Here is a 17,884-nt window from a genome sequence, read left to right as displayed (position 1 = left end):
TACCCGGGTTGCGGGCACAACATCACCCGGAAGGGCAGCCGCAGGCCTCAGCCCTGCAGCAGCACCGCGTAGCCCGGCTTGATGACGTCGTCGATGAACGCCAGCCGCTCGTCGAAGTGGATGAACGCCGACTTCATCGCGTTGACCGTGAACCGTTCGAAATCGGCCCAGCCGTAACCGAATTGGTCGGAGAGTTTCGCGAACTCCTTGCTCATGGTGGTGTCGCTCATGAGCCGGTTGTCGGTGTTGACGGTGACGCGGAAACGCAGCCGGGCCAGGACGTTGAACGGATGCTGTGCCAGCGAGGCCACCGCACCGGTCTGCACATTGGAGCTCGGGCACAGCTCGAGCGGAATCCGCTTGTCACGCACGATATTCGCGATCAAACCGAGTTCGGCACCGGGAAACGCGTCGTCGTCGGGTTGCGCGCCGGGCGGCAGGGTGATGTCGTCGATCACCCGCACCCCGTGCCCGAGCCGGTCGGTGCCGCAGAAACCGATCGCCTCGTGGATCGACGGCAGTCCGAACGCCTCGCCCGCATGGATGGTGAACGGTGCGCAGTTGGCCCGCATGTATTCGAAGGCGTCGAGATGGCGGCTCGGCGGATGACCGGCCTCGGCACCGGCGATGTCGAATCCCACCACTCCTCGATCGCGATACCGCACAGCCAGTTCGGCGATCTCCCGGGAGCGCGCGGCGTGGCGCATCGCGGTGACCAGACACCGCACGGCGATCGGGTGACCGGACGCCGCGGCGGTCCGCTCGCCCTGCGCGAACCCGCGCAACACCGCCTCGACGACCTCGTCGAGCTCCAGGCCGCGCTCGAGGTGCTGTTCGGGTGCGTAGCGGACCTCGGCGTAGACGACGCCGTCAGCGGCGAGGTCCTCCACGCATTCGGCCGCGACCCGCTCGAGCGCACCGACGGTCTGCATGACGCCCACGGTGTGGGCGAAGGTCTCCAGATAGCGCTCCAGCGAGCCACTGTCGGCCGCGTCGCGGAACCACACCGCGAGGTCATCGGCCGTCTCCGCCGGTAGTTCGTCATAGCCGGTCTCCCGGGCCAGCTCCAGCACGGTCGACGGCCGCAGACCGCCGTCGAGGTGATCGTGCAACAGCACCTTGGGTGCGAGGGTCAGGGCAGCGGGATCGAGCGGGGAACGCGGCGGCATCGACGTCATGATCCGAACCTAACGTGTTCGATCACCAGCGGCCGGGCGACGGCAGCGGCCTCGGGTGCGGCACCGGTGCCGTCGGAACCCGGCTCCGCGACGACGTCGACCGCGCCCGCCAGTGCTGCCCGCGCGGGACCGAACCGTTCGGGAGTCGCGGTGTGCAGCGTGAACAGCGCCGCACCCGCCTCGACGAACTCTCCGGGACGCACGTGCCACTGCACCCCGGCCTCGGACTGCACGGCCTCACCGGGCACCGACCGCCCGGCACCCAGTCGCCAGGCGGCGTCGCCGACCGCTCGCGCATCCAGTCGTCGCACACGACCGGATGTCTCGGCGACGACGACGTCGGTGTGCCGGGCACGGGGCAGCGGTGCATCCGGGTCGCCGCCCTGCGCGGCGATCATCGCGCGCCAGGAGTCCATGGCGCGCCCGTTGCGCAGATGGTCGGCAGGGTCGAGGTCGGAGATCCCGGCTGCGGCAAGCATCTCCCGCGCCAGGGCCACCGTCAGCTCGACGACGTCGGCGGGCCCGCCGCCGGCGAGCACCTCGAGTGATTCGGCGACCTCGACGGCGTTGCCCGCGCAGCGTCCGAGCGGGGTGTCCATGTCGGTCAGCAGCGCCGAGGTCGCCACCCCGGCGCGATGTCCGAGCTCGACCATGGTGGCCGCGAGTTCGCGCGCGGAATCGAGTTCGGGGAGAAACGCCCCCGAGCCGACCTTGACGTCGAGCACCAGCGCACCGGTGCCCTCGGCGATCTTCTTGCTCATGATCGAGCTCGCGATCAACGGGATCGATGCGACGGTGCCGGTGATGTCACGCAACGCGTAGAGCAGCCGATCGGCGGGTGCCAGGTCGGGACTGGCCGCACAGACCACCGCACCCACCGCCTCGAGCTGGCCGAGTATCTCGTCCATCGACAGGTCCGCACGCCACCCCGCGATGGACTCCAGCTTGTCCAGCGTGCCGCCGGTGTGTCCGAGGCCTCGGCCCGACAGTTGGGGCACCGCAACACCATACGAGGCGACCAAGGGCGCGAGCGGCAGGGTGATCTTGTCCCCCACCCCGCCGGTGGAGTGCTTGTCGACGGTGCGAAGCGGCCGACCGTCGCGGCGCAGATCGCCGAAGTCCGCGCGTCGCCCGCTGTCGATCATCGCCTGCGTCCACGTGGCGATCTCGCGACGGTCCATCCCGCGCAGCACGATCGCCATCAGCAACGCCGACATCTGCTCGGGCGCGACCGACCCCTGCGTGTAGGCATCGACGACCCATCGGATCTGACCGTCGCTCAGCGAGCCGCCGTCGCGTTTGGTGGCGATGACCGAGATCGGGTCGATGATCTCGGCGCTCATCGCAGTTCCCCGTCACCGTCGAGGGTGCCCGCACCGAGGTCGTCGGGTCCGAAAGCGTGGGGCAGCAACTCGGCGAGCCGCAGTGGCCCGTCGGCATGGTCGACGAGCAGCTCCGCGCCACCGAACTCCCAGAGCACCTGTCGGCACCGTCCGCACGGCATCAGCACCGCCCCGCGCGAGTCGCACACGCTGACCGCACGCAGTCGTGATCGGCCCGACCCGACCAGTGCCGTCACCAACGCGACCTCGGCGCAGACACCGAGCCCGTATGAGACATTTTCCACATTGCCACCGGCCACCAGATCACCCTCGTCGGTGAGTCCGGCAGCGCCCACCGGGAACCGGGAGTAGGGCGCGTAAGCGCGGGCGATCATCTCATTCGCCTTGTGGCGCAACATTTTCCAGTCGATTTCAGCAGACAGGGCAAACTCCCGGTGAACAGTGCGGGGCCGGATCACACTCGCCGGCGCAACGTCAGAGCAATGGTAAGGCAAACCTAAGTCGGAATCTCTTGTCGCCCAAATCTGTTCGGGCAGTTTTCGACCACCCTCAGCATAGGTTTAGAGTCTGATGCATGGGTCCATGGTGGAGCCTGAAGATGCAGGCTGCCACCAGAGTCCATCGACGATGTTGGAGGCCGATTTTCGCAATGAGCACCCCGACCGAAACCGCACCCGACCCGGTGCGCAAGCGATCTCTGTACCGAGGCGACCCCGGGATGTGGTCGTGGGTACTCCACCGGATCACCGGTGTCACCATCTTCTTCTTCTTGTTCGTTCACGTTCTGGACACCGCGGTCATCCGGATCGATCCGAACAAGTATTCCGAGATCATCGAGACCTACAAGACGCCCATCATCGGCCTCATGGAGATCGGTCTCGTCGCCTGTGTGCTGTACCACGCCCTCAACGGTGTGCGCATCATCCTCGTCGACTTCTGGTCGAAGGGTGCCAAGTTCCAGCGGCAGATGCTGTGGACGATCCTCACGCTGTTCGTGATCGTCTTCGCCGCCGCTGCGGTGCGGCTCCTGCAGATTCTGATCGAGCACTCGTTCTAGGAGAGATCACCGATGACCGCATCCTCCCCACACCTGGCCAAGACGCTCGGCACCGACTACGACCGGCCGGCCAGCCTCGACAACCCGCGCTCCCCGCGTGCCCGCAAGGGCGGCAACTTCGAGAAGTACGCGTGGCTGTTCATGCGCTTCTCCGGACTGGCGCTGATCATCCTGACCATCGGGCACATGTTCATCATGTTGGCCTGGGACAACGGTGTGCACCGCATCGACGCCTCCTTCGTGGCGGCGCGGTGGAAGGAACCCTTCTGGCAGATCTGGGACCTGACGATGCTGTGGTTGGCCCAGTTGCACGGCGGCAACGGTGTGCGCACCGTCATCGCCGACTACTCGCGCAAGGACTCCACCCGGTTCTGGCTCAACGTGCTGCTCGGGATCTCGATGATCCTCGTGCTGGTGCTCGGTACCTATGCGCTTCTGACCTTTGACGTCAACAGCGTCAACTGACGCCACGGACTCTCGTCTCTGACGCCCCGCCCTCGTCGACTCCAGGAGATTCGAAACACATGCAGGAACACCGCTACGACGTCCTGATCGTCGGTGCCGGCGGCGCCGGGATGCGCGCGGCGATCGAGGCCGCCCCCCGCGCCCGCACCGCAGTGCTCACCAAGCTCTATCCCACTCGCAGCCACACCGGCGCGGCGCAGGGCGGCATGTGTGCCGCGCTGGCCAACGTCGAGGAGGACAACTGGGAGTGGCACACCTTCGACACCGTCAAGGGTGGTGACTACATCGTCGACCAGGACGCCGCCGAGATCATGGCCAAGGAGGCCATCGACGCGGTGCTCGACCTGGAGAAGATGGGTCTGCCGTTCAACCGCACCCCCGAGGGCCGCATCGATCAGCGACGTTTCGGTGGCCACACCCGCGATCACGGCAAGGCACCGGTCCGCCGTGCGTGTTACGCCGCCGACCGCACCGGCCACATGATCCTGCAGACGCTGTACCAGAACTGCGTCAAGCACGACGTCGAGTTCTTCAACGAGTACTACGCGCTCGATCTCTGCCTCAGCGAGAACGAGGCCGGCGAGCCCGTCGCCACCGGCATCGTCGCCTATGAGCTCGCCACCGGCGAACTCCACGTCTTCCACGCCAAGTCGATCATCTTCGCCACCGGCGGCTCGGGTCGTATGTACAAGACCACCTCCAACGCCCACACCCTCACCGGTGACGGCATGGGCATCGTGTTCCGCAAGGGACTTCCGTTGGAGGACATGGAGTTCCATCAGTTCCACCCGACCGGCCTGGCCGGTCTGGGCATCCTCATCTCCGAGGCGGTCCGCGGCGAGGGCGGCATCCTGCGCAACGTGGACGGCGAACGCTTCATGGAGCGCTACGCCCCCACCATCAAGGACCTCGCGCCCCGCGACATCGTCGCGCGCTCGATGGTCCTCGAGGTCCTCGAAGGCCGGGGCGCCGGCCCCAACAAGGACTACGTCTACATCGACGTGACCCACCTCGGCGAGGACGTCCTCAACGAGAAGCTCCCCGACATCACCGAGTTCGCCCGCACCTACCTCGGCGTCGACCCGGTGACCGAATGGGTGCCGGTGTTCCCGACCTGCCACTACGTGATGGGCGGCATCCCGACCACCATCGAGGGTCAGGTCCTGCGCAACGCGACCGATGTGGTCCACGGCCTCTACGCCGCCGGTGAGTGCGCGTGCGTGTCGGTGCATGGCGCCAACCGCCTGGGCACCAACTCGCTGCTCGACATCAACGTCTTCGGTCGTCGGGCCGGGATCGCCGCCGCGGAATACGCCAACTCCGCCGAGTTCACCGAACTGCCGGAGAACCCGACCGCGATGGTCGACGCGTGGCTCGAGACGATCCTCTCCGAACACGGACACGAGCGGGTCGCCGACATCCGGACCGAGTTGCAGGCCTCGATGGACGCCAATGCGTCGGTGTTCCGCACCGAGGAAACCCTCAAGCAGGCACTCACCGACGTCCACGCGCTCAAGGAGCGCTACGCCCACATCCGTGTGCACGACAAGGGCAAGCGGTTCAACTCCGATCTGCTCGAGGCCATCGAACTCGGCTTCCTGTTGGAGATGGCCGAGGTCACCGTCGTCGGCGCGTTGAACCGCAAGGAGTCGCGCGGAGGCCACGCCCGCGAGGACTATCCCAACCGCGACGACGTCAACTACATGCGGCACACGATGGCCTACAAGAAGGGCGACGATCTGCTCAGCGACATCGAGCTGGATTGGAAGCCCGTCATCCAGACCCGCTACGAGCCGATGGAGCGTAAGTACTGATGACAGTGACCATGGAGAATCCGGCCCCCTCGTCCGACGACCCGCCATTGCCCGCGGTTCCGGACGAGGCGACGATGGTGACGCTGAAGATCTACCGGTTCAACCCGGAGAACCCCGACGCACAGGGTTTCGAGAGCTTCCGCGTCCCGGCGCTGCCGACCGACCGCCTGCTGAACCTGCTGCTCTACGTCAAGGGCTACCTCGACGGCACGCTCACCTTCCGGCGCAGTTGTGCCCACGGGGTGTGCGGCTCGGACGCCATGCGCATCAACGGCGTGAACCGGCTCGCCTGCAAGCTGCTGATGAAGGACTTACTCCCGAAAGACAAGAACAAGGAGATCACCATCACCATCGAGCCCATCAAGGGGCTTCCGGTGGAGAAGGATCTCGTGGTCAACATGGAGCCGTTCTTCGACGCCTACCGGGCGATCAAGCCGTTCCTGATCACCAGTGGCAACGAGCCGACCCGTGAGCGCATCCAGTCCGCGGCCGATCGCGCCCGCTTCGACGACACCACCAAGTGCATCCTGTGCGCGTGCTGCACCACCAGCTGCCCGGTGTTCTGGAACGAGGGCAGCTACTACGGCCCGGCGGCGATCGTGAACGCACACCGCTTCATCTTCGACAGTCGTGACGAGGGCGCCGTCGAGCGTCTCGACATCCTCAACGACATCGACGGCGTGTGGCGCTGCCGCACCACCTTCAACTGCACCGACGCCTGCCCGCGTGGCATCCAGGTCACCCAGGCGATCCAAGAGGTCAAGCGCGCACTCATGTTCTCGCGCTGAGCTTTTCGCAGCTGACCGTTTTCGCAGCGGGACACAAGCCACCTCTGCAGCCCCGATTCAGGCCCGCACCCTTTCGGTGCGGGCCTGAATTGTCGGACGAGGCCGGTGCGCCGACTCAGTCGACGAGGTCGGCCGGCACGATGTCGACGGCGAACGGTGCGGTCACCGCGAGACATTCCTCGCCGACGGCCGTGCCGGAATCGACGTAGGCCCCGTCGACCAGCGACCAGGTGGTGATCGAGGTCGGAACAGCGGGATCGACGACCCAATAGTGCGCGCACCCGCCCCGCCGGAGCCTGTCCTTCTTGAGCAGCATGTCCACTCCTCGCGTCGACGGCGACGCGACCTCGATCGCGAGCGTCGGCGCCTGTGGGAGGTTGGTCTCGGCGAACGCCGACCGGGGTGCCACGAGGAGATCCGGCTGCAGGCAGGTGTCCCCGGCGAGCACCACATTCAGCGGGGCGAACAACACCTCGAGGTCCGGCGGACACGCGGCGTGCAGCAGCAGGTGCAGCCTCGCCACGACTCGCTGGTGCCGAGGCGTAGGGGCCGGACCCACGATCAGGACCCCGTCGAGAAGCTCGTAGCGCCAGCCGTCATCGGGCATGGACTCCAGGTCCGCGTACGTCAGACCGCTGCCGTGCGGCAGGCCCAGGATCTCGGTGGTCACGGTTGTCATGGTAAGTCGCCTCCCGGTTCACGGCGACAAGCATGACGCACGACGGGTCCGCGCCGACCGCACCGCAACTGCCTGTGGACAACACACGACCACCCGGAACCGATCAGGCCCCCGCTGCGTCCAATCGTTCATGACTCACCGCAACGCCCGCCCGCATCCCCTCGTCCTGCTCGTCCTCGCCGTCGTATCGGCGGGGTGCCTGGCCGCGGGCCTCACCCCGCCGCCGGTGGCGGCATCGACGGATCTCACGAATCCGCCTGCGCCCCAATCCCCTGCGCCCCAATCTCCTGCGGCACCCCTGACCATCACGATCGCCTCCGACGAGGAGGTCAACGAGCAGTTGCTCTGGTACGACGCGAACGGCCGCCCCCGACATCAGTTCGACGTGCGGCTCACCGATCACGACGCACGGGCCGACCGATGGACCGGATCGTTGACCCTGACCCCCACCGGCGACCGGCGAGACACCCACCGTGTCGTGTTCATCTCCGGTGGCGAGGTCGCGCAATGCACCGTCACCTCCGGCTCCCGCACGGTGGCGACCGACGACGCCGAGGGGCCCGCCGCCATGGCGGTCTGCGAGTGGTGAAACATCCGACAAACAGCCCCTTCACGACGGATTCCACGACATTTCTTGAATGTTGTCACTAATTCCGTCATCACGCTGCGCGCTGATGACGGAAACCCTACTCTGTCTCCAGCACACGGACTGAGTGGGAGCAAGACATTGACCGAAAGCGTTCACGCCGAGATCCAGGGCGACAAGGGTTTACGAGCCGGTTCCATCGGCCTCGTCGGCAATGTGATCATCGGGCTGTCGGCGGTGGCGCCGGCCTACAGCCTGGCGGCCACATTGGGGTACGTGGTGGCCGCGGTGCACACCAAGGCTCCGGCGATGTTCGTCGTCGCCTTCATCCCGATGCTGCTGGTGGCGTTCGCCTACCGCGAGCTGGCGAAGGACACCCCGGACTGTGGGACCACCTTCACCTGGGGAACCAAGGCGTTCGGCCCGTGGGTCGGCTGGATCGGCGGGTGGGGGCTGGCCGTGTCGGCCATCATCGTGCTGGCCAACGTCGCCGAGATCGCCGCGGTGTATCTCCTCAAGTTCCTCGGCCTGGAGAGCCTGGCCGACACCTTGTGGATCAAGGTGCTGCTCGGGTGTGTCTTCATCGCCGGGATGACCTGGGTCAGCATCCGGGGCATCGTCATCAGCGAGCGATTGCTCTCGGCGCTGATGTTCATCCAGTTCGGCGTCCTGATCCTCGCGAGTATCATCGCACTGGTCAAGGTCGGCACGGGACATGCCGGCCCGCAGGCGATCTCACCGGAATGGAGCTGGCTGTGGCCGAGCGGGCTGAGCCAGTCCGAGATCGCGGCCGCGGTGATCCTGTGCATCTTCATCTACTGGGGGTGGGATGCATGCCTGGCGGTCGGCGAGGAGACCAAGGATCCGGAGAAGACGCCCGGCCGGGCCGCGGTGATCACCTGCCTGATCCTCGTCGCGACGTATGTACTCGTGGCCTATGCCGTCCAGGCCTTCGCCGGCTTCGGTGAGACCGGAATCGGACTCAACAACCCGGACAACGCCGACGACGTGCTGACGATTCTCGGCAAGCCGGTGGCCGGTGGCATCCTCGCCGCCGCCCTGCTGCTGACGGTGAGCGTCTCGGCCATCTCCTCGACCCAGTCGACGATCCTGCCGACCGCCCGGGGCAGCCTGTCGATGGCGGTCTACAAGGCGATCCCGGATCGCTTCTCGAAGATCCACCCGCGCTACATGACCCCGGCTTTCGGCACCGCGGTGATGGGTGTCTCGGCGCTGGCCTTCTACCTAGTCCTGTCCATAGCGAGCCAGAACACGCTGGCCGACTCGATCGCCTCGCTCGGTCTCGCGGTGGCGTTCTACTACGGGATCACCGCGTACTCATCGGTCTGGTATTTCCGGCGCACACTGTTCTCCTCGGCTCGGAATTTCTTCATGCGCGGGCTGTTCCCGCTCCTCGGCGGCGCCGCGATGACGTGGGCGTTCCTCAAGAGCGCCATCGACATGTTCAATCCCGACTACGGCTACACCTCGGTCGGGCCGGTCGGCGGCGTGTTCATCCTCGGAGTCGGCATGCTGGTGCTCGGCATCCCGCTCATGTTGGCCTGCTTCGCCCAGCGCCGAGAGTTCTTCCAGGGCAAGACACTGACCGCCACGACCGAAGTGAAGGTTCCCGATGTCTACTGACTCCTCCGCACGCCCGAGACTGACCGTCGGCTATCTCGCCACGCCGTCGGGCGACGACGGCATCGCCCTCGCGGTCGCTATCGCCCGAAAGACCGGCGCGGCCATCGATCTCGTGTGCGTGGTGCACCCTGTCCCCTACGACGGACACCCCGGTGTCGAGCAGTATCAGGCCCGCCTGGAGAACCAGGCGGCAACCTGGCTGGCCGCCGGTGCCGCACGCATCCCCGACGACATCGAGACACGCACGGTCGTGGTGGTCGACGAGTCGTTCACCGACGGCCTGATCGGTCTGGCCCAGCAGGCCGGTGCCGAGATGATCGTGGTCGGCGGCACCGGGGACGGGCTGATCAGCCGACACACGCTGGGTACGGTCAGCACCGAATTGCTGCACTCGGCGCCGCTCCCGGTGGCGCTGGCCCCGCGCGGGTACGCCACCCGGCCCGCAGTCGCCCTGGACATGGTCACGGTTGCCGTTCCGGTCAAGCCCACCACCAGCAATCCCCTACCGTTCGCCCTGGCGTTCGCCGAACAGGCACACCTGGATCTGCGTCTGGTCTCCCTGGTCTCCTTGGAGTCGCCGTTCGACGACGACCTCTCGCGCAGTGCGCGCGCACGCCGCGTCGAGGTGGTCCGGGATCTGCTGGAGAAGACGAGGGCCGCCGTCGATTCCGAGCTGGACATCGAGGTGCTCGTCGCCGACGGACCCACCCTCGACGAGGCGCTCGACAATCTACAGTGGGACGACAACGATCTCGTGGCGGTCGGCTCGGGTCACCTCGGCGCCGAGAACCGGGTCTTCCTGGGGAGTACCGCGGCCCGCATCCTGCGCTGGACCACAGCACCGGTGATCGTGGTGCCGAGGACCGAATGAGAACCGCCGCACCGCGCCCCCGGGTTCTCGTCCTTCAACACGCCGAGACCGAGCCACCTGGGGCCTACCAGTCCGCTCTCGACGATCTCGCCGACCTCACACTGGTACACGCATGGTCTGAACCGCTGCCACCGGACCCATCGACCTTCGACGGCATCGTGGCGATGGGTGGCGGAATGGGTGTTGCCGACGCCGATACGCTCGGCTGGCTGCGCGCCGAGATCGGATTCCTGCGTCGCGCACTCGAACAGGGCGTGGCGGTGTGGGGCGTCTGCCTGGGTTCGCAGTTGCTCGCCACCGCACTCGGGGCCCGCGTCTACACCGGAGCCGTCCCCGAGATCGGGATACACGAGGTGGCACTCACCGAGGACGGGCGCGCCGACGAACTTTGGGGCAGCCTGACGCCGACCCCACTACGCACGGTGCAGTGGCACTTCGACAGCTTCGACCTACCCACCGGTGCAGTGCGTCTCGCGTCGTCGGCGGCATACGCCAATCAGGTGTTCCGCCACGGGAATTCCTACGGAGTGCAGTGCCACCTCGAGGCCGACCGGACGATGGTCAAGGCCTGGCTGGACGCCGAGTCGCAGGCCACGGTCGAAGCGGCCATCGGTAGCGCCGCCACCGAACGGTTTCCCGCCGACGCCGACGTGACCGCCGCCGTCACCGCTCCCCTTGCCGATGCGCTTCTTCGGCGGTGGTTGACCCTGTTGGGGTCGGCCGCCAGCGCTCCAACGGATTGAGTCGCATCGCAGCCCCGAGCCCGACCCGACGGATCACCGCGGCAGTCGACGCCGGTCGCCGTCGCGACTCGACCGCGATCAGTGCACCGAACTCGGACCGGAATCCGTTGCGGGGGAAGGCATCGAGGACCGTTGCGACGTGTGCACGGGTGACCTCGCCGACACGGTGGCCCGCCACGTCGAGGTGAGCGGCGTCGTGAAGCGCCCGATCCACCTCGCCGGACCCGGCCCGCGGCGCGAAGTGGCCGGCGATCGCGGCAGACACGACATCGGCTAGATCGGTACGGCCGTACCGGATGCAGTGGTCGGCGGCCGCAACCCCACCGGCCACGGCGAAGCATCCGAACTCCTGGGCGTCGCCGCCCAGCTCAAGGTCGTGCAGCAGGCACGCCACCACCAGCGCCTCCGGGTCCGGCGTCAGCCCGTCGACCTCGGCGAGTGCCATGGCCCATTCCCAGCATCGCCGGCTGTGTTGGTACACCGCCGGTGAGAGTGTGTCCCGAGCCATCTCGTCGGCGTGACGGCAGACCGCGGTGTCGGGTATGGGGATGAGCGGACGTGACGGACCGGTGCCCGGTCCGCGCAACGACCGCGGGGCCAATCGCACCGAGGCCGCGAGAGCGGCCACGGCGATCCGCGCCTGCTGAGGTGTCGAGTGCTCACCGGGCCGCATGGTCAACACCAGCCAGATCGTGGGTATGGAGCGCGACGGCGCGTCGCAGAAGGCCGTCGGGGTCGTCATCGATCACACCGCGCTCCACCAGCGCGAGCAGCCCATTGATCCCGGCCCAGGCAACAACAACCTGCTCGCGAACCTCAACTCGATCGCGCGGGGGCAGCGGGCCATCGGCAATGCGATCGACCACCTCATCAACGACACCCAGCAGGATCGCAGCGATCTCCCGACGGGCGATACCGACCGCCGGTGTCGGGTCGTCGGCGACGTCGGACAACCCGAGCAACCGGAAGGCCAGGGGTTCATCGCGGTGGAAGTTGACGTATTCGGTCAGCGCGGCACGCGCGGCCGGTCCACCGGGAGCGACCGACTGCAACGTCTGTGACATGCGCTGGGCGTGCCGTTGCGCCGCAGCACATGCGAGGACCGCGTACACGTGAGCCTTGCCTCCGTCGAAATTGGCATAGAGAGAGGTCAGGGCGATGTCGGCGGCGGCGGCGAGGGCGTCGACCGAGGTCTGTCGATAGCCGTCGCGCGCGAACAGAGTGGAAGCCGCGTCGAGGACGGCGGCGCGGGTGCGGCGCCGTCGCCTGTCGTGGGGCTCGGAGAGCAAGGAGGTCATGTGTCAAACATAGTCAAACTATGTTTACATAGTCCAACTAGTTTTTCGTATCTCGACTACACCAAGGAGTATCCATGACGACGGAATTCACCGACGGCTCGATGGTGATGCGTGCACTCATCCCGCAATCCCCCTTCGTGGCCACCCTGGGCATCACGCTCGACGACATCTCCGACGGCCACGCCGAACTGCGCATGCCGTTTCGCCCCGACCTGACCACGGTGGGCGAGATGGTGCACGGCGGCGCGCTCAGCGCATGTGCCGACATCGGGGTTATGGCTGCGGCGTGGTCCGGGCGGGAGATCCCCGCGACTCTGCGAGGCGTCACCACGTCACTGTCGGTCACCTTCGTCTCGCCGCTGATCGCAGCCGATCTGAGGATCGTTGCCGACCGCCTGTACGGCGGGAAACGACTGTGTCACTGCACTGTCGACCTGCGTTCGGCGACCGACGACACCCTCGTCGCCCGCGCTACGGGCACCTACCAGGTCGGTTGAGGACTCAGCTGTCGAAGCCCAGGCCGACCTTGTCCATCGCGGTCAACCATGCGCCTCGCTTGCCCTCGCGACGCTCGCTGCGGGCGAGTTGGTGGCGGGTCAGCGTGATCCCGGTCCACCGCAACGGTTCCGGCGGGAACGGAATCGGCTTGGAGCGCACCATCTTCAGGGCGGTACGCTCGGTCGACAGGCCGTCGACGAGATCGAGTGCGGTCGCCGCGGCGAAGTGTGAGGCCCCGACGCCGAGGCCGGTGAAGCCGACCGTGGTCACCACCCGACCACCGTGCGAGCGGTCCCAGAAGGCACAGAACCGTGAGCAGGTGTCGATCACGCCACCCCAGGTGTGACTGGCGCGGACACCCTCGAGCTGCGGGAACATCTGCAGCAGGTGTTCGGCCAGCAACGCGAACTCGGCCGGCTCGTACTCATGACGACGCGAGTCGTCGGAACCGTAGTGGTAGAGCGCATCCCAGCCGCCGAACAGAATCCGATCGTCGGCGGTCAGCCGGAAGTAGTGGAAGCGTGGACCACAATCGGCCAGACCCTCGCGTCCGGCCCAACCCAGCGCCGCCCGCCGCTCGGCGTCGAGGGGCTCGGTCATCAGGGCGTAGTCCCATACCGGAACGATGTAGGGCCGAAGTCGCCGCACGAGAGACGGACTCGCCGAGGTCGCCAGGACGACCCGATCGGCGACGACGTCACCGAACCCGGCCCGCGCGCGCATCCGGCCGTTCTCGCGCCGCAGTCCGGAGACCTCGGTGTGTTCGTAGATGCGCACCCCGAGCCGCTCGGCCGCCGCAGCCAGCCCCCACGCGAGTTTCGCGGGGTCGAGCATGATCACCTCGGGGTCGAAGAGCGCAGCCTTGACCATCGGCGAGTTCACCCGCGCCCGCGCCTGCGGTCCCGGCAGCAACGGCATCTCCTTACCGAGAAATGCCGCCGCCGAAGACATCTCCCGAAGATCATCGACCTGCCAGTCGGCGTTGGCGATGTCGAGTTCGCCGGTGCGCTCGGCATCGGCGTCGATGTCCAGGCGGGCCAACGCGGCCTCGATCTCGTCGAGCGTCTCACTCCCCAGACGCAGCAACGTGTCCATCTCGTCCTCGAAGCGATCGATGCCGTTGCCGAGTCCGTGGGTGATGCTCGACGAGCAGAATCCGCCGTTGCGGCCGGAGGCGTGCTCGGCGATGCGATCACGTTCGACCAGCACGATCCGCCGGCCCGGGTCCCGTTCGGCGGCGGTCACCGCGGTCCACAGTCCGGTGAAGCCACCGCCGACGACCAGCAGGTCGGCGTCGATCTCCTCCGACAGCCGCTGACGGGGGGCGGGACGGTCGGGCCGGTCGAGCCAATACGACGTCGGCGCGGCCTGTGCCACCATCTCGACGGCCCGGCGTCCCGGTGTGCTCGCCCACGTCATCGCGAACCCCGACCCGGATCGGCGAACACCGTTCGGTGCCAGTCCTTCTGCGCGACACCGGTGTTGTCGCTCATGACGTGTTTGATGGTCAGGTACTCCTCGAGTGAGTACATCGACATGTCCTTGCCGAAGCCCGAGGCCCCGACCCCACCGTGCGGCATCTCGCTGATGATCGGGATGTGGTCGTTGATCCACACACACCCGGCGTGGATCTCCCGGGAGGCGCGGCCGGCGCGGTAGACGTCGCGGGTCCACGCCGAGGCCGCAAGACCGTAGACGGTGTCGTTGGCGCGGCGGATGGCATCGTCGTCGTCGGTGAAGGCCGAGACGGTCAGCACCGGGCCGAAGACCTCGTCCCGATAGATCTCCGACGACTCGGCGACATCGGCGATCAGCGTCGGCAGATAGAACGCCCCCGGTCCGTCGGGCACCTGTCCACCGACGACCACCCGGGCACCCTGCGCAGGTGCGCGCGCCACCATTTGCGCGACCTTGTCGCGGTGGGCGGTCGAGATCAACGACCCCATGTCGGTGGCCGGATCCCGCGGATCACCCACCACCACAGACCCCATCACCTCGGCCACCCCGGCGACGAAGTCGTCGTAGAGGTCGGCGGCCACGATCGCCCGGGTTGCCGCGGTGCAGTCCTGACCGGCATTGATGAGCGACCCGGCGACGGCACCGGCGATGGCGGCATCGAGATCGGCGTCGTCGAAGACCACGAACGGGGCCTTGCCGCCGAGTTCGAGTTGAACGCGGGTGCCATGGGTGGCGGCCTGACCCATCACGGTCCGGCCGACCGCGGTCGATCCGGTGAAGGTGACCATGTCCACGTCGGGATGACCGGCGATCGCGGCTCCGACGTCGGTACCGGTGCCGACCACCACGTTGAGCACGCCGTCGGGCAGGCCCGCCTCGGTGGCCAGTCGCGCCAGTGTCAACGTGGTCAGCGGTGTCAGCTCGGCCGGTTTGAGTACGACGGCACACCCGGCGGCCAACGCGGGCAACACCTTCCAGACCGCCATCTGCAGTGGGTAGTTCCACGGCGTGATCGACCCGACGACACCCACCGGTTCGCGGCGGATCGAGCTGGTGTGGTCGCCGGAGTACTCGCCGCTGGCCTTGCCCTCCAGAATGCGGGCGGCGCCTGCGAAGAAACGCACGTTGTCGATGCTGCCCGGCACATCGAATTCGCGGGAGAGCCGGATCGCCTTGCCAGTGTGCGCGGTCTCCTGCTCGGCGAGCAGATCGGCCTCTGCGTCGAGAGCAGCCGCAAGCGCCGCGAGTACCTCGGAGCGCTGCGCGGGAGTGGCTGCACCCCAATCCCTTTGGGCACCGCGAGCTGCCGCTACGGCGGCATCGACATCGGCCGGTCCGGCCAATGCGAGCTCTGCGACGGACTCACCGGTGGCAGGATCGAGAACGGTATGGTCCGGTCCGGCACCGTCGATCGGCGCGCCGGCGATCCATCCGGACGGGATGCTGGTGGTCAACACGGCTGCGATCCTACCGCCAATAATGCGGATTCGCGATTCTTTCCGGCAATTTTATGACGAAATCAGAAGTATCGGTTGCGCTTTACCACTGAATCCGTCAAGATCGGTGAGTGCCTGAAGCCTCTCACCCTCATCTCGACGGCACCGCGAAGAGAATCATCGAGCTACTGCAAGCCGACGGGCGCAGTTCGTATGCGTCGATCGGCAAGGAGGTCGGACTCTCGGAGGCGGCGGTACGCAATCGCGTACAGAAGCTGAGCGAGAGCGGACTACTGCAGATCGTCGCCGTCACCGATCCCCTCAAGCTGGGGTTCGCCCGCCAGGCCCTCATCGGCATCCGATGTACCGGCGACACCGAGGAACTGGCCACGGCACTCGCCGGGAACCCCGAGATCGACTACGTGGTGCTGACCGCCGGCTCGTTCGACATCCTCATCGAGGTGGTCTGCGAGGACGACGATCACCTCCTCTCGATCCTCAACCGGACCGTCCGCAAACATCCCGAGGTGACCGGCACCGAGACCCTCGTCTATCTGAAACTCGTCAAACAGCAATACAATTGGGGAACACGATGACCACTACCGCACAACCGTCCGTCGACGGGTCCTCTCTCGGAGCACGCAGCGCAGCGCACCTGTGGGGCCACTTCGCCCGCCACGGCGAGGGCATTGCCCCGCCGGTGATCACCCGCGGCGAGGGTGTCCGCATCTTCGACGACCGCGGGCGCAGCTACCTCGACGGCCTCGCCGGCCTGTTCGTGGTGCAGGCCGGCCACGGTCGCCTCGAGCTGGCCGAAGCGGCCGCTCGCCAGGCCAAGGAACTCGCCTTCTTCCCGGTGTGGTCGTACGCGACCCCGCCGGCCATCGAATTGGCCGAACGCCTGGCCGCCTACGCACCCGGTGACCTCAATCGGGTCTTCTTCACCACCGGCGGCGGCGAGGCGGTCGAGAGCGCGTGGAAGCTGGCCAAGCAGTACTTCAAGCTCACCGGAAAACCGATGAAGCACAAGGTGATCTCGCGTGCGGTCGCCTACCACGGCACCCCGCAGGGCGCGCTGGCGATCACCGGCGTACCGGCGCTCAAGCAGATGTTCGAGCCACTCACCCCCGGCGGATTCCGCGCGCCCAACACCAACATTTACCGCGCGCCCGACGAGGATCTGGCCGCCGATCCCAAGAAGTTCGGACGGTGGGCCGCCGACCGTATCGCCGAGGCCATCGAATTCGAGGGCCCCGAGACCGTTGCGGCGGTGTTCCTCGAGCCGGTGCAGAACGCCGGCGGGTGCTTCCCGCCGCCGCCGGGATACTTCGAGCGGGTCCGCGAGATCTGCGATCAATACGACGTCCTACTCGTCTCCGACGAGGTGATCTGCGCCTTCGGCCGCATCGGCTCGATGTTCGCCTGTGAGGACTTCGGCTACCAGCCCGACATCATCACCTGCGCCAAGGGCATGACCTCCGGCTATTCCCCGATCGGTGCGATGATCGCCAGCGACCGGCTCTTCGAGCCGTTCAACGACGGATCGACCACCTTCCCGCACGGCTACACCTTCGGTGGGCATCCGGTGTCGGCGGCGGTCGCGCTGGCCAATCTCGACCTCTTCGAACGCGAGGGCATCAACGATCACGTCAAGACCAACGCCCCCGCGTTCCGCGCGACGCTGGAGAAACTGCACGATCTCCCGATCGTCGGCGATGTCCGCGGCGAGGGTTACTTCTACGGCATCGAACTCGTGAAGGACAAGACCACCAAGGAGTCGTTCAGCGACGCCGAGGCCGAACGCATCCTGCGGGGATTCCTGTCCACGGCGCTCTTCGACGCCGGGCTGTACTGTCGCGCCGACGATCGCGGCGACCCGGTCGTCCAGCTGGCCCCGCCGCTGATCGCCGGGCAGGCCGAGTTCGACGAGATCGAGCAGATTCTCCGTTCGGTGCTGACCGAGGCCTACACGCTGCTCTGACCGGCCGACATCCGGTCTCGGCGTTGCCCACACGACATGGCGCCG

General features: G+C 67.0%; 19 protein-coding genes. 11 read left to right on the top strand and 8 right to left on the bottom strand.

Going from position 1 to position 17,884, the window contains the following annotated elements:
* Positions 1 to 47: 47 nt before the first annotated feature.
* From J6U32_RS12080 to J6U32_RS12070, 3 genes are read right to left on the bottom strand one after another with little or no spacing between them, the layout of a single operon-like run.
* On the bottom strand, positions 48 to 1,178 hold the full coding sequence (locus J6U32_RS12080; RefSeq protein ID WP_208795653.1) for an adenosine deaminase: 1,131 nt from the start codon (positions 1,176 to 1,178) through the stop codon (positions 48 to 50).
* Entirely contained in the window at positions 1,175 to 2,521 is a 1,347-nt protein-coding gene (locus J6U32_RS12075; RefSeq protein WP_208795652.1) for a thymidine phosphorylase, read from the bottom strand. Before J6U32_RS12075 ends, J6U32_RS12080 begins: the two co-directional genes overlap by 4 nt.
* Positions 2,518 to 2,919, bottom strand: a complete 402-nt coding sequence (locus J6U32_RS12070; protein WP_208795651.1) for a cytidine deaminase — start codon at positions 2,917 to 2,919, stop codon at positions 2,518 to 2,520. The genes J6U32_RS12075 and J6U32_RS12070 overlap by 4 nt, the downstream gene beginning before the upstream one ends.
* 251 nt (positions 2,920 to 3,170) lie before the next feature.
* On the opposite strand from J6U32_RS12070, the gene sdhC reads away from it, so the two are divergent.
* Genes sdhC through J6U32_RS12050 form a run of 4 tightly spaced genes read left to right on the top strand, consistent with a single transcriptional unit; the run spans position 3,171 to position 6,645 of the window.
* A complete protein-coding gene (gene sdhC / locus J6U32_RS12065; protein ID WP_208795650.1) occupies positions 3,171 to 3,578 on the top strand; it encodes a succinate dehydrogenase, cytochrome b556 subunit in 408 nt (135 codons plus the stop codon).
* A gap of 12 nt (positions 3,579 to 3,590) precedes the next feature.
* Entirely contained in the window at positions 3,591 to 4,043 is a 453-nt protein-coding gene (locus tag J6U32_RS12060) for a succinate dehydrogenase hydrophobic membrane anchor subunit (RefSeq protein WP_208795649.1), read from the top strand.
* Between the two features lie 59 nt (positions 4,044 to 4,102).
* Positions 4,103 to 5,857 carry a succinate dehydrogenase flavoprotein subunit gene (sdhA, locus tag J6U32_RS12055; protein WP_208795648.1) on the top strand — a complete coding sequence of 585 codons (1,755 nt, stop codon included), beginning with the start codon at positions 4,103 to 4,105 and terminating at the stop codon, positions 5,855 to 5,857.
* Positions 5,857 to 6,645 (top strand): succinate dehydrogenase iron-sulfur subunit, encoded by a 789-nt coding sequence (locus J6U32_RS12050; RefSeq protein ID WP_006367508.1) that lies wholly within the window; start codon positions 5,857 to 5,859, stop codon positions 6,643 to 6,645. Before sdhA ends, J6U32_RS12050 begins: the two co-directional genes overlap by 1 nt.
* A gap of 115 nt (positions 6,646 to 6,760) precedes the next feature.
* Here the strand turns inward: J6U32_RS12050 and J6U32_RS12045 are convergent, their stop codons facing one another.
* Entirely contained in the window at positions 6,761 to 7,324 is a 564-nt protein-coding gene (locus J6U32_RS12045) for a Uma2 family endonuclease (protein WP_208795647.1), read from the bottom strand.
* A 130-nt stretch (positions 7,325 to 7,454) separates the two neighbouring features.
* Between J6U32_RS12045 and J6U32_RS12040 the strand changes: the two genes are divergently transcribed.
* The 4 genes from J6U32_RS12040 to J6U32_RS12025 all read left to right on the top strand — a co-directional run bounded on the left by J6U32_RS12040 (position 7,455) and on the right by J6U32_RS12025 (position 11,168).
* Positions 7,455 to 7,913 (top strand): hypothetical protein, encoded by a 459-nt coding sequence (locus tag J6U32_RS12040; RefSeq protein ID WP_208795646.1) that lies wholly within the window; start codon positions 7,455 to 7,457, stop codon positions 7,911 to 7,913.
* A 120-nt stretch (positions 7,914 to 8,033) separates the two neighbouring features.
* On the top strand, positions 8,034 to 9,554 hold the full coding sequence (locus J6U32_RS12035) for an APC family permease (protein ID WP_208796079.1): 1,521 nt from the start codon (positions 8,034 to 8,036) through the stop codon (positions 9,552 to 9,554).
* The gene (locus J6U32_RS12030) at positions 9,544 to 10,425 is read left to right on the top strand and encodes a universal stress protein (protein WP_208795645.1); all 882 of its coding nucleotides are present in this window, start codon (positions 9,544 to 9,546) and stop codon (positions 10,423 to 10,425) included. Before J6U32_RS12035 ends, J6U32_RS12030 begins: the two co-directional genes overlap by 11 nt.
* Positions 10,422 to 11,168, top strand: a complete 747-nt coding sequence (locus tag J6U32_RS12025; protein ID WP_208795644.1) for a type 1 glutamine amidotransferase — start codon at positions 10,422 to 10,424, stop codon at positions 11,166 to 11,168. Before J6U32_RS12030 ends, J6U32_RS12025 begins: the two co-directional genes overlap by 4 nt.
* Here the strand turns inward: J6U32_RS12025 and J6U32_RS12020 are convergent.
* Together J6U32_RS12020 and J6U32_RS12015 are read right to left on the bottom strand one after the other, a co-directional pair.
* Positions 11,089 to 11,910, bottom strand: a complete 822-nt coding sequence (locus J6U32_RS12020) for an HD domain-containing protein (protein WP_208795643.1) — start codon at positions 11,908 to 11,910, stop codon at positions 11,089 to 11,091. The two genes, J6U32_RS12025 and J6U32_RS12020, sit on opposite strands and share 80 nt — an antisense overlap.
* A complete protein-coding gene (locus J6U32_RS12015) occupies positions 11,828 to 12,466 on the bottom strand; it encodes a TetR family transcriptional regulator (protein WP_208795642.1) in 639 nt (212 codons plus the stop codon). Before J6U32_RS12015 ends, J6U32_RS12020 begins: the two co-directional genes overlap by 83 nt.
* 74 nt (positions 12,467 to 12,540) lie before the next feature.
* Between J6U32_RS12015 and J6U32_RS12010 the strand changes: the two genes are divergently transcribed.
* Entirely contained in the window at positions 12,541 to 12,963 is a 423-nt protein-coding gene (locus J6U32_RS12010) for a PaaI family thioesterase (protein WP_208795641.1), read from the top strand.
* Between the two features lie 4 nt (positions 12,964 to 12,967).
* Here J6U32_RS12010 and J6U32_RS12005 read toward each other — a convergent pair whose 3' ends face one another.
* Together J6U32_RS12005 and J6U32_RS12000 are read right to left on the bottom strand one after the other, a co-directional pair.
* The gene (locus tag J6U32_RS12005) at positions 12,968 to 14,383 is read right to left on the bottom strand and encodes an NAD(P)/FAD-dependent oxidoreductase (RefSeq protein ID WP_208795640.1); all 1,416 of its coding nucleotides are present in this window, start codon (positions 14,381 to 14,383) and stop codon (positions 12,968 to 12,970) included.
* On the bottom strand, positions 14,380 to 15,879 hold the full coding sequence (locus tag J6U32_RS12000) for an aminobutyraldehyde dehydrogenase (RefSeq protein WP_208795639.1): 1,500 nt from the start codon (positions 15,877 to 15,879) through the stop codon (positions 14,380 to 14,382). The genes J6U32_RS12005 and J6U32_RS12000 overlap by 4 nt, the downstream gene beginning before the upstream one ends.
* Before the next feature lie 110 nt (positions 15,880 to 15,989).
* Between J6U32_RS12000 and J6U32_RS11995 the strand changes: the two genes are divergently transcribed.
* Together J6U32_RS11995 and J6U32_RS11990 are read left to right on the top strand one after the other, a co-directional pair.
* On the top strand, positions 15,990 to 16,454 hold the full coding sequence (locus J6U32_RS11995; protein WP_006367518.1) for an Lrp/AsnC family transcriptional regulator: 465 nt from the start codon (positions 15,990 to 15,992) through the stop codon (positions 16,452 to 16,454).
* Complete coding sequence (locus J6U32_RS11990; protein WP_208795638.1) at positions 16,451 to 17,839, top strand: aspartate aminotransferase family protein; 1,389 nt, start codon at positions 16,451 to 16,453, stop codon at positions 17,837 to 17,839. The genes J6U32_RS11995 and J6U32_RS11990 overlap by 4 nt, the downstream gene beginning before the upstream one ends.
* The last annotated feature ends 45 nt before the right edge of the window (positions 17,840 to 17,884 follow it).

Origin of the sequence: Gordonia polyisoprenivorans (genome assembly GCF_017654315.1) — a bacterium.
GTDB lineage: Bacteria > Actinomycetota > Actinomycetes > Mycobacteriales > Mycobacteriaceae > Gordonia > Gordonia polyisoprenivorans_A.
This window is presented reverse-complemented; position numbering and strand designations above follow the sequence as displayed.

Bases quoted from the DNA above. Each gene is read 5' to 3' on its own strand.
- J6U32_RS12080 (WP_208795653.1), bottom strand. From the start codon at position 1,178: ATGACGTCGATGCCGCCGCGTTCCCCGCTCGATCCCGCTGCCCTGACC.
- J6U32_RS12075 (WP_208795652.1), bottom strand. From the start codon at position 2,521: ATGAGCGCCGAGATCATCGACCCGATCTCGGTCATCGCCACCAAACGC.
- J6U32_RS12070 (WP_208795651.1), bottom strand. From the start codon at position 2,919: ATGTTGCGCCACAAGGCGAATGAGATGATCGCCCGCGCTTACGCGCCC.
- sdhC (WP_208795650.1), top strand. From the start codon at position 3,171: ATGAGCACCCCGACCGAAACCGCACCCGACCCGGTGCGCAAGCGATCT.
- J6U32_RS12060 (WP_208795649.1), top strand. From the start codon at position 3,591: ATGACCGCATCCTCCCCACACCTGGCCAAGACGCTCGGCACCGACTAC.
- sdhA (WP_208795648.1), top strand. From the start codon at position 4,103: ATGCAGGAACACCGCTACGACGTCCTGATCGTCGGTGCCGGCGGCGCC.
- J6U32_RS12050 (WP_006367508.1), top strand. From the start codon at position 5,857: ATGACAGTGACCATGGAGAATCCGGCCCCCTCGTCCGACGACCCGCCA.
- J6U32_RS12045 (WP_208795647.1), bottom strand. From the start codon at position 7,324: ATGACAACCGTGACCACCGAGATCCTGGGCCTGCCGCACGGCAGCGGT.
- J6U32_RS12040 (WP_208795646.1), top strand. From the start codon at position 7,455: ATGACTCACCGCAACGCCCGCCCGCATCCCCTCGTCCTGCTCGTCCTC.
- J6U32_RS12030 (WP_208795645.1), top strand. From the start codon at position 9,544: ATGTCTACTGACTCCTCCGCACGCCCGAGACTGACCGTCGGCTATCTC.
- J6U32_RS12025 (WP_208795644.1), top strand. From the start codon at position 10,422: ATGAGAACCGCCGCACCGCGCCCCCGGGTTCTCGTCCTTCAACACGCC.
- J6U32_RS12020 (WP_208795643.1), bottom strand. From the start codon at position 11,910: ATGACGACCCCGACGGCCTTCTGCGACGCGCCGTCGCGCTCCATACCC.
- J6U32_RS12015 (WP_208795642.1), bottom strand. From the start codon at position 12,466: ATGACCTCCTTGCTCTCCGAGCCCCACGACAGGCGACGGCGCCGCACC.
- J6U32_RS12010 (WP_208795641.1), top strand. From the start codon at position 12,541: ATGACGACGGAATTCACCGACGGCTCGATGGTGATGCGTGCACTCATC.
- J6U32_RS12005 (WP_208795640.1), bottom strand. From the start codon at position 14,383: ATGACGTGGGCGAGCACACCGGGACGCCGGGCCGTCGAGATGGTGGCA.
- J6U32_RS11990 (WP_208795638.1), top strand. From the start codon at position 16,451: ATGACCACTACCGCACAACCGTCCGTCGACGGGTCCTCTCTCGGAGCA.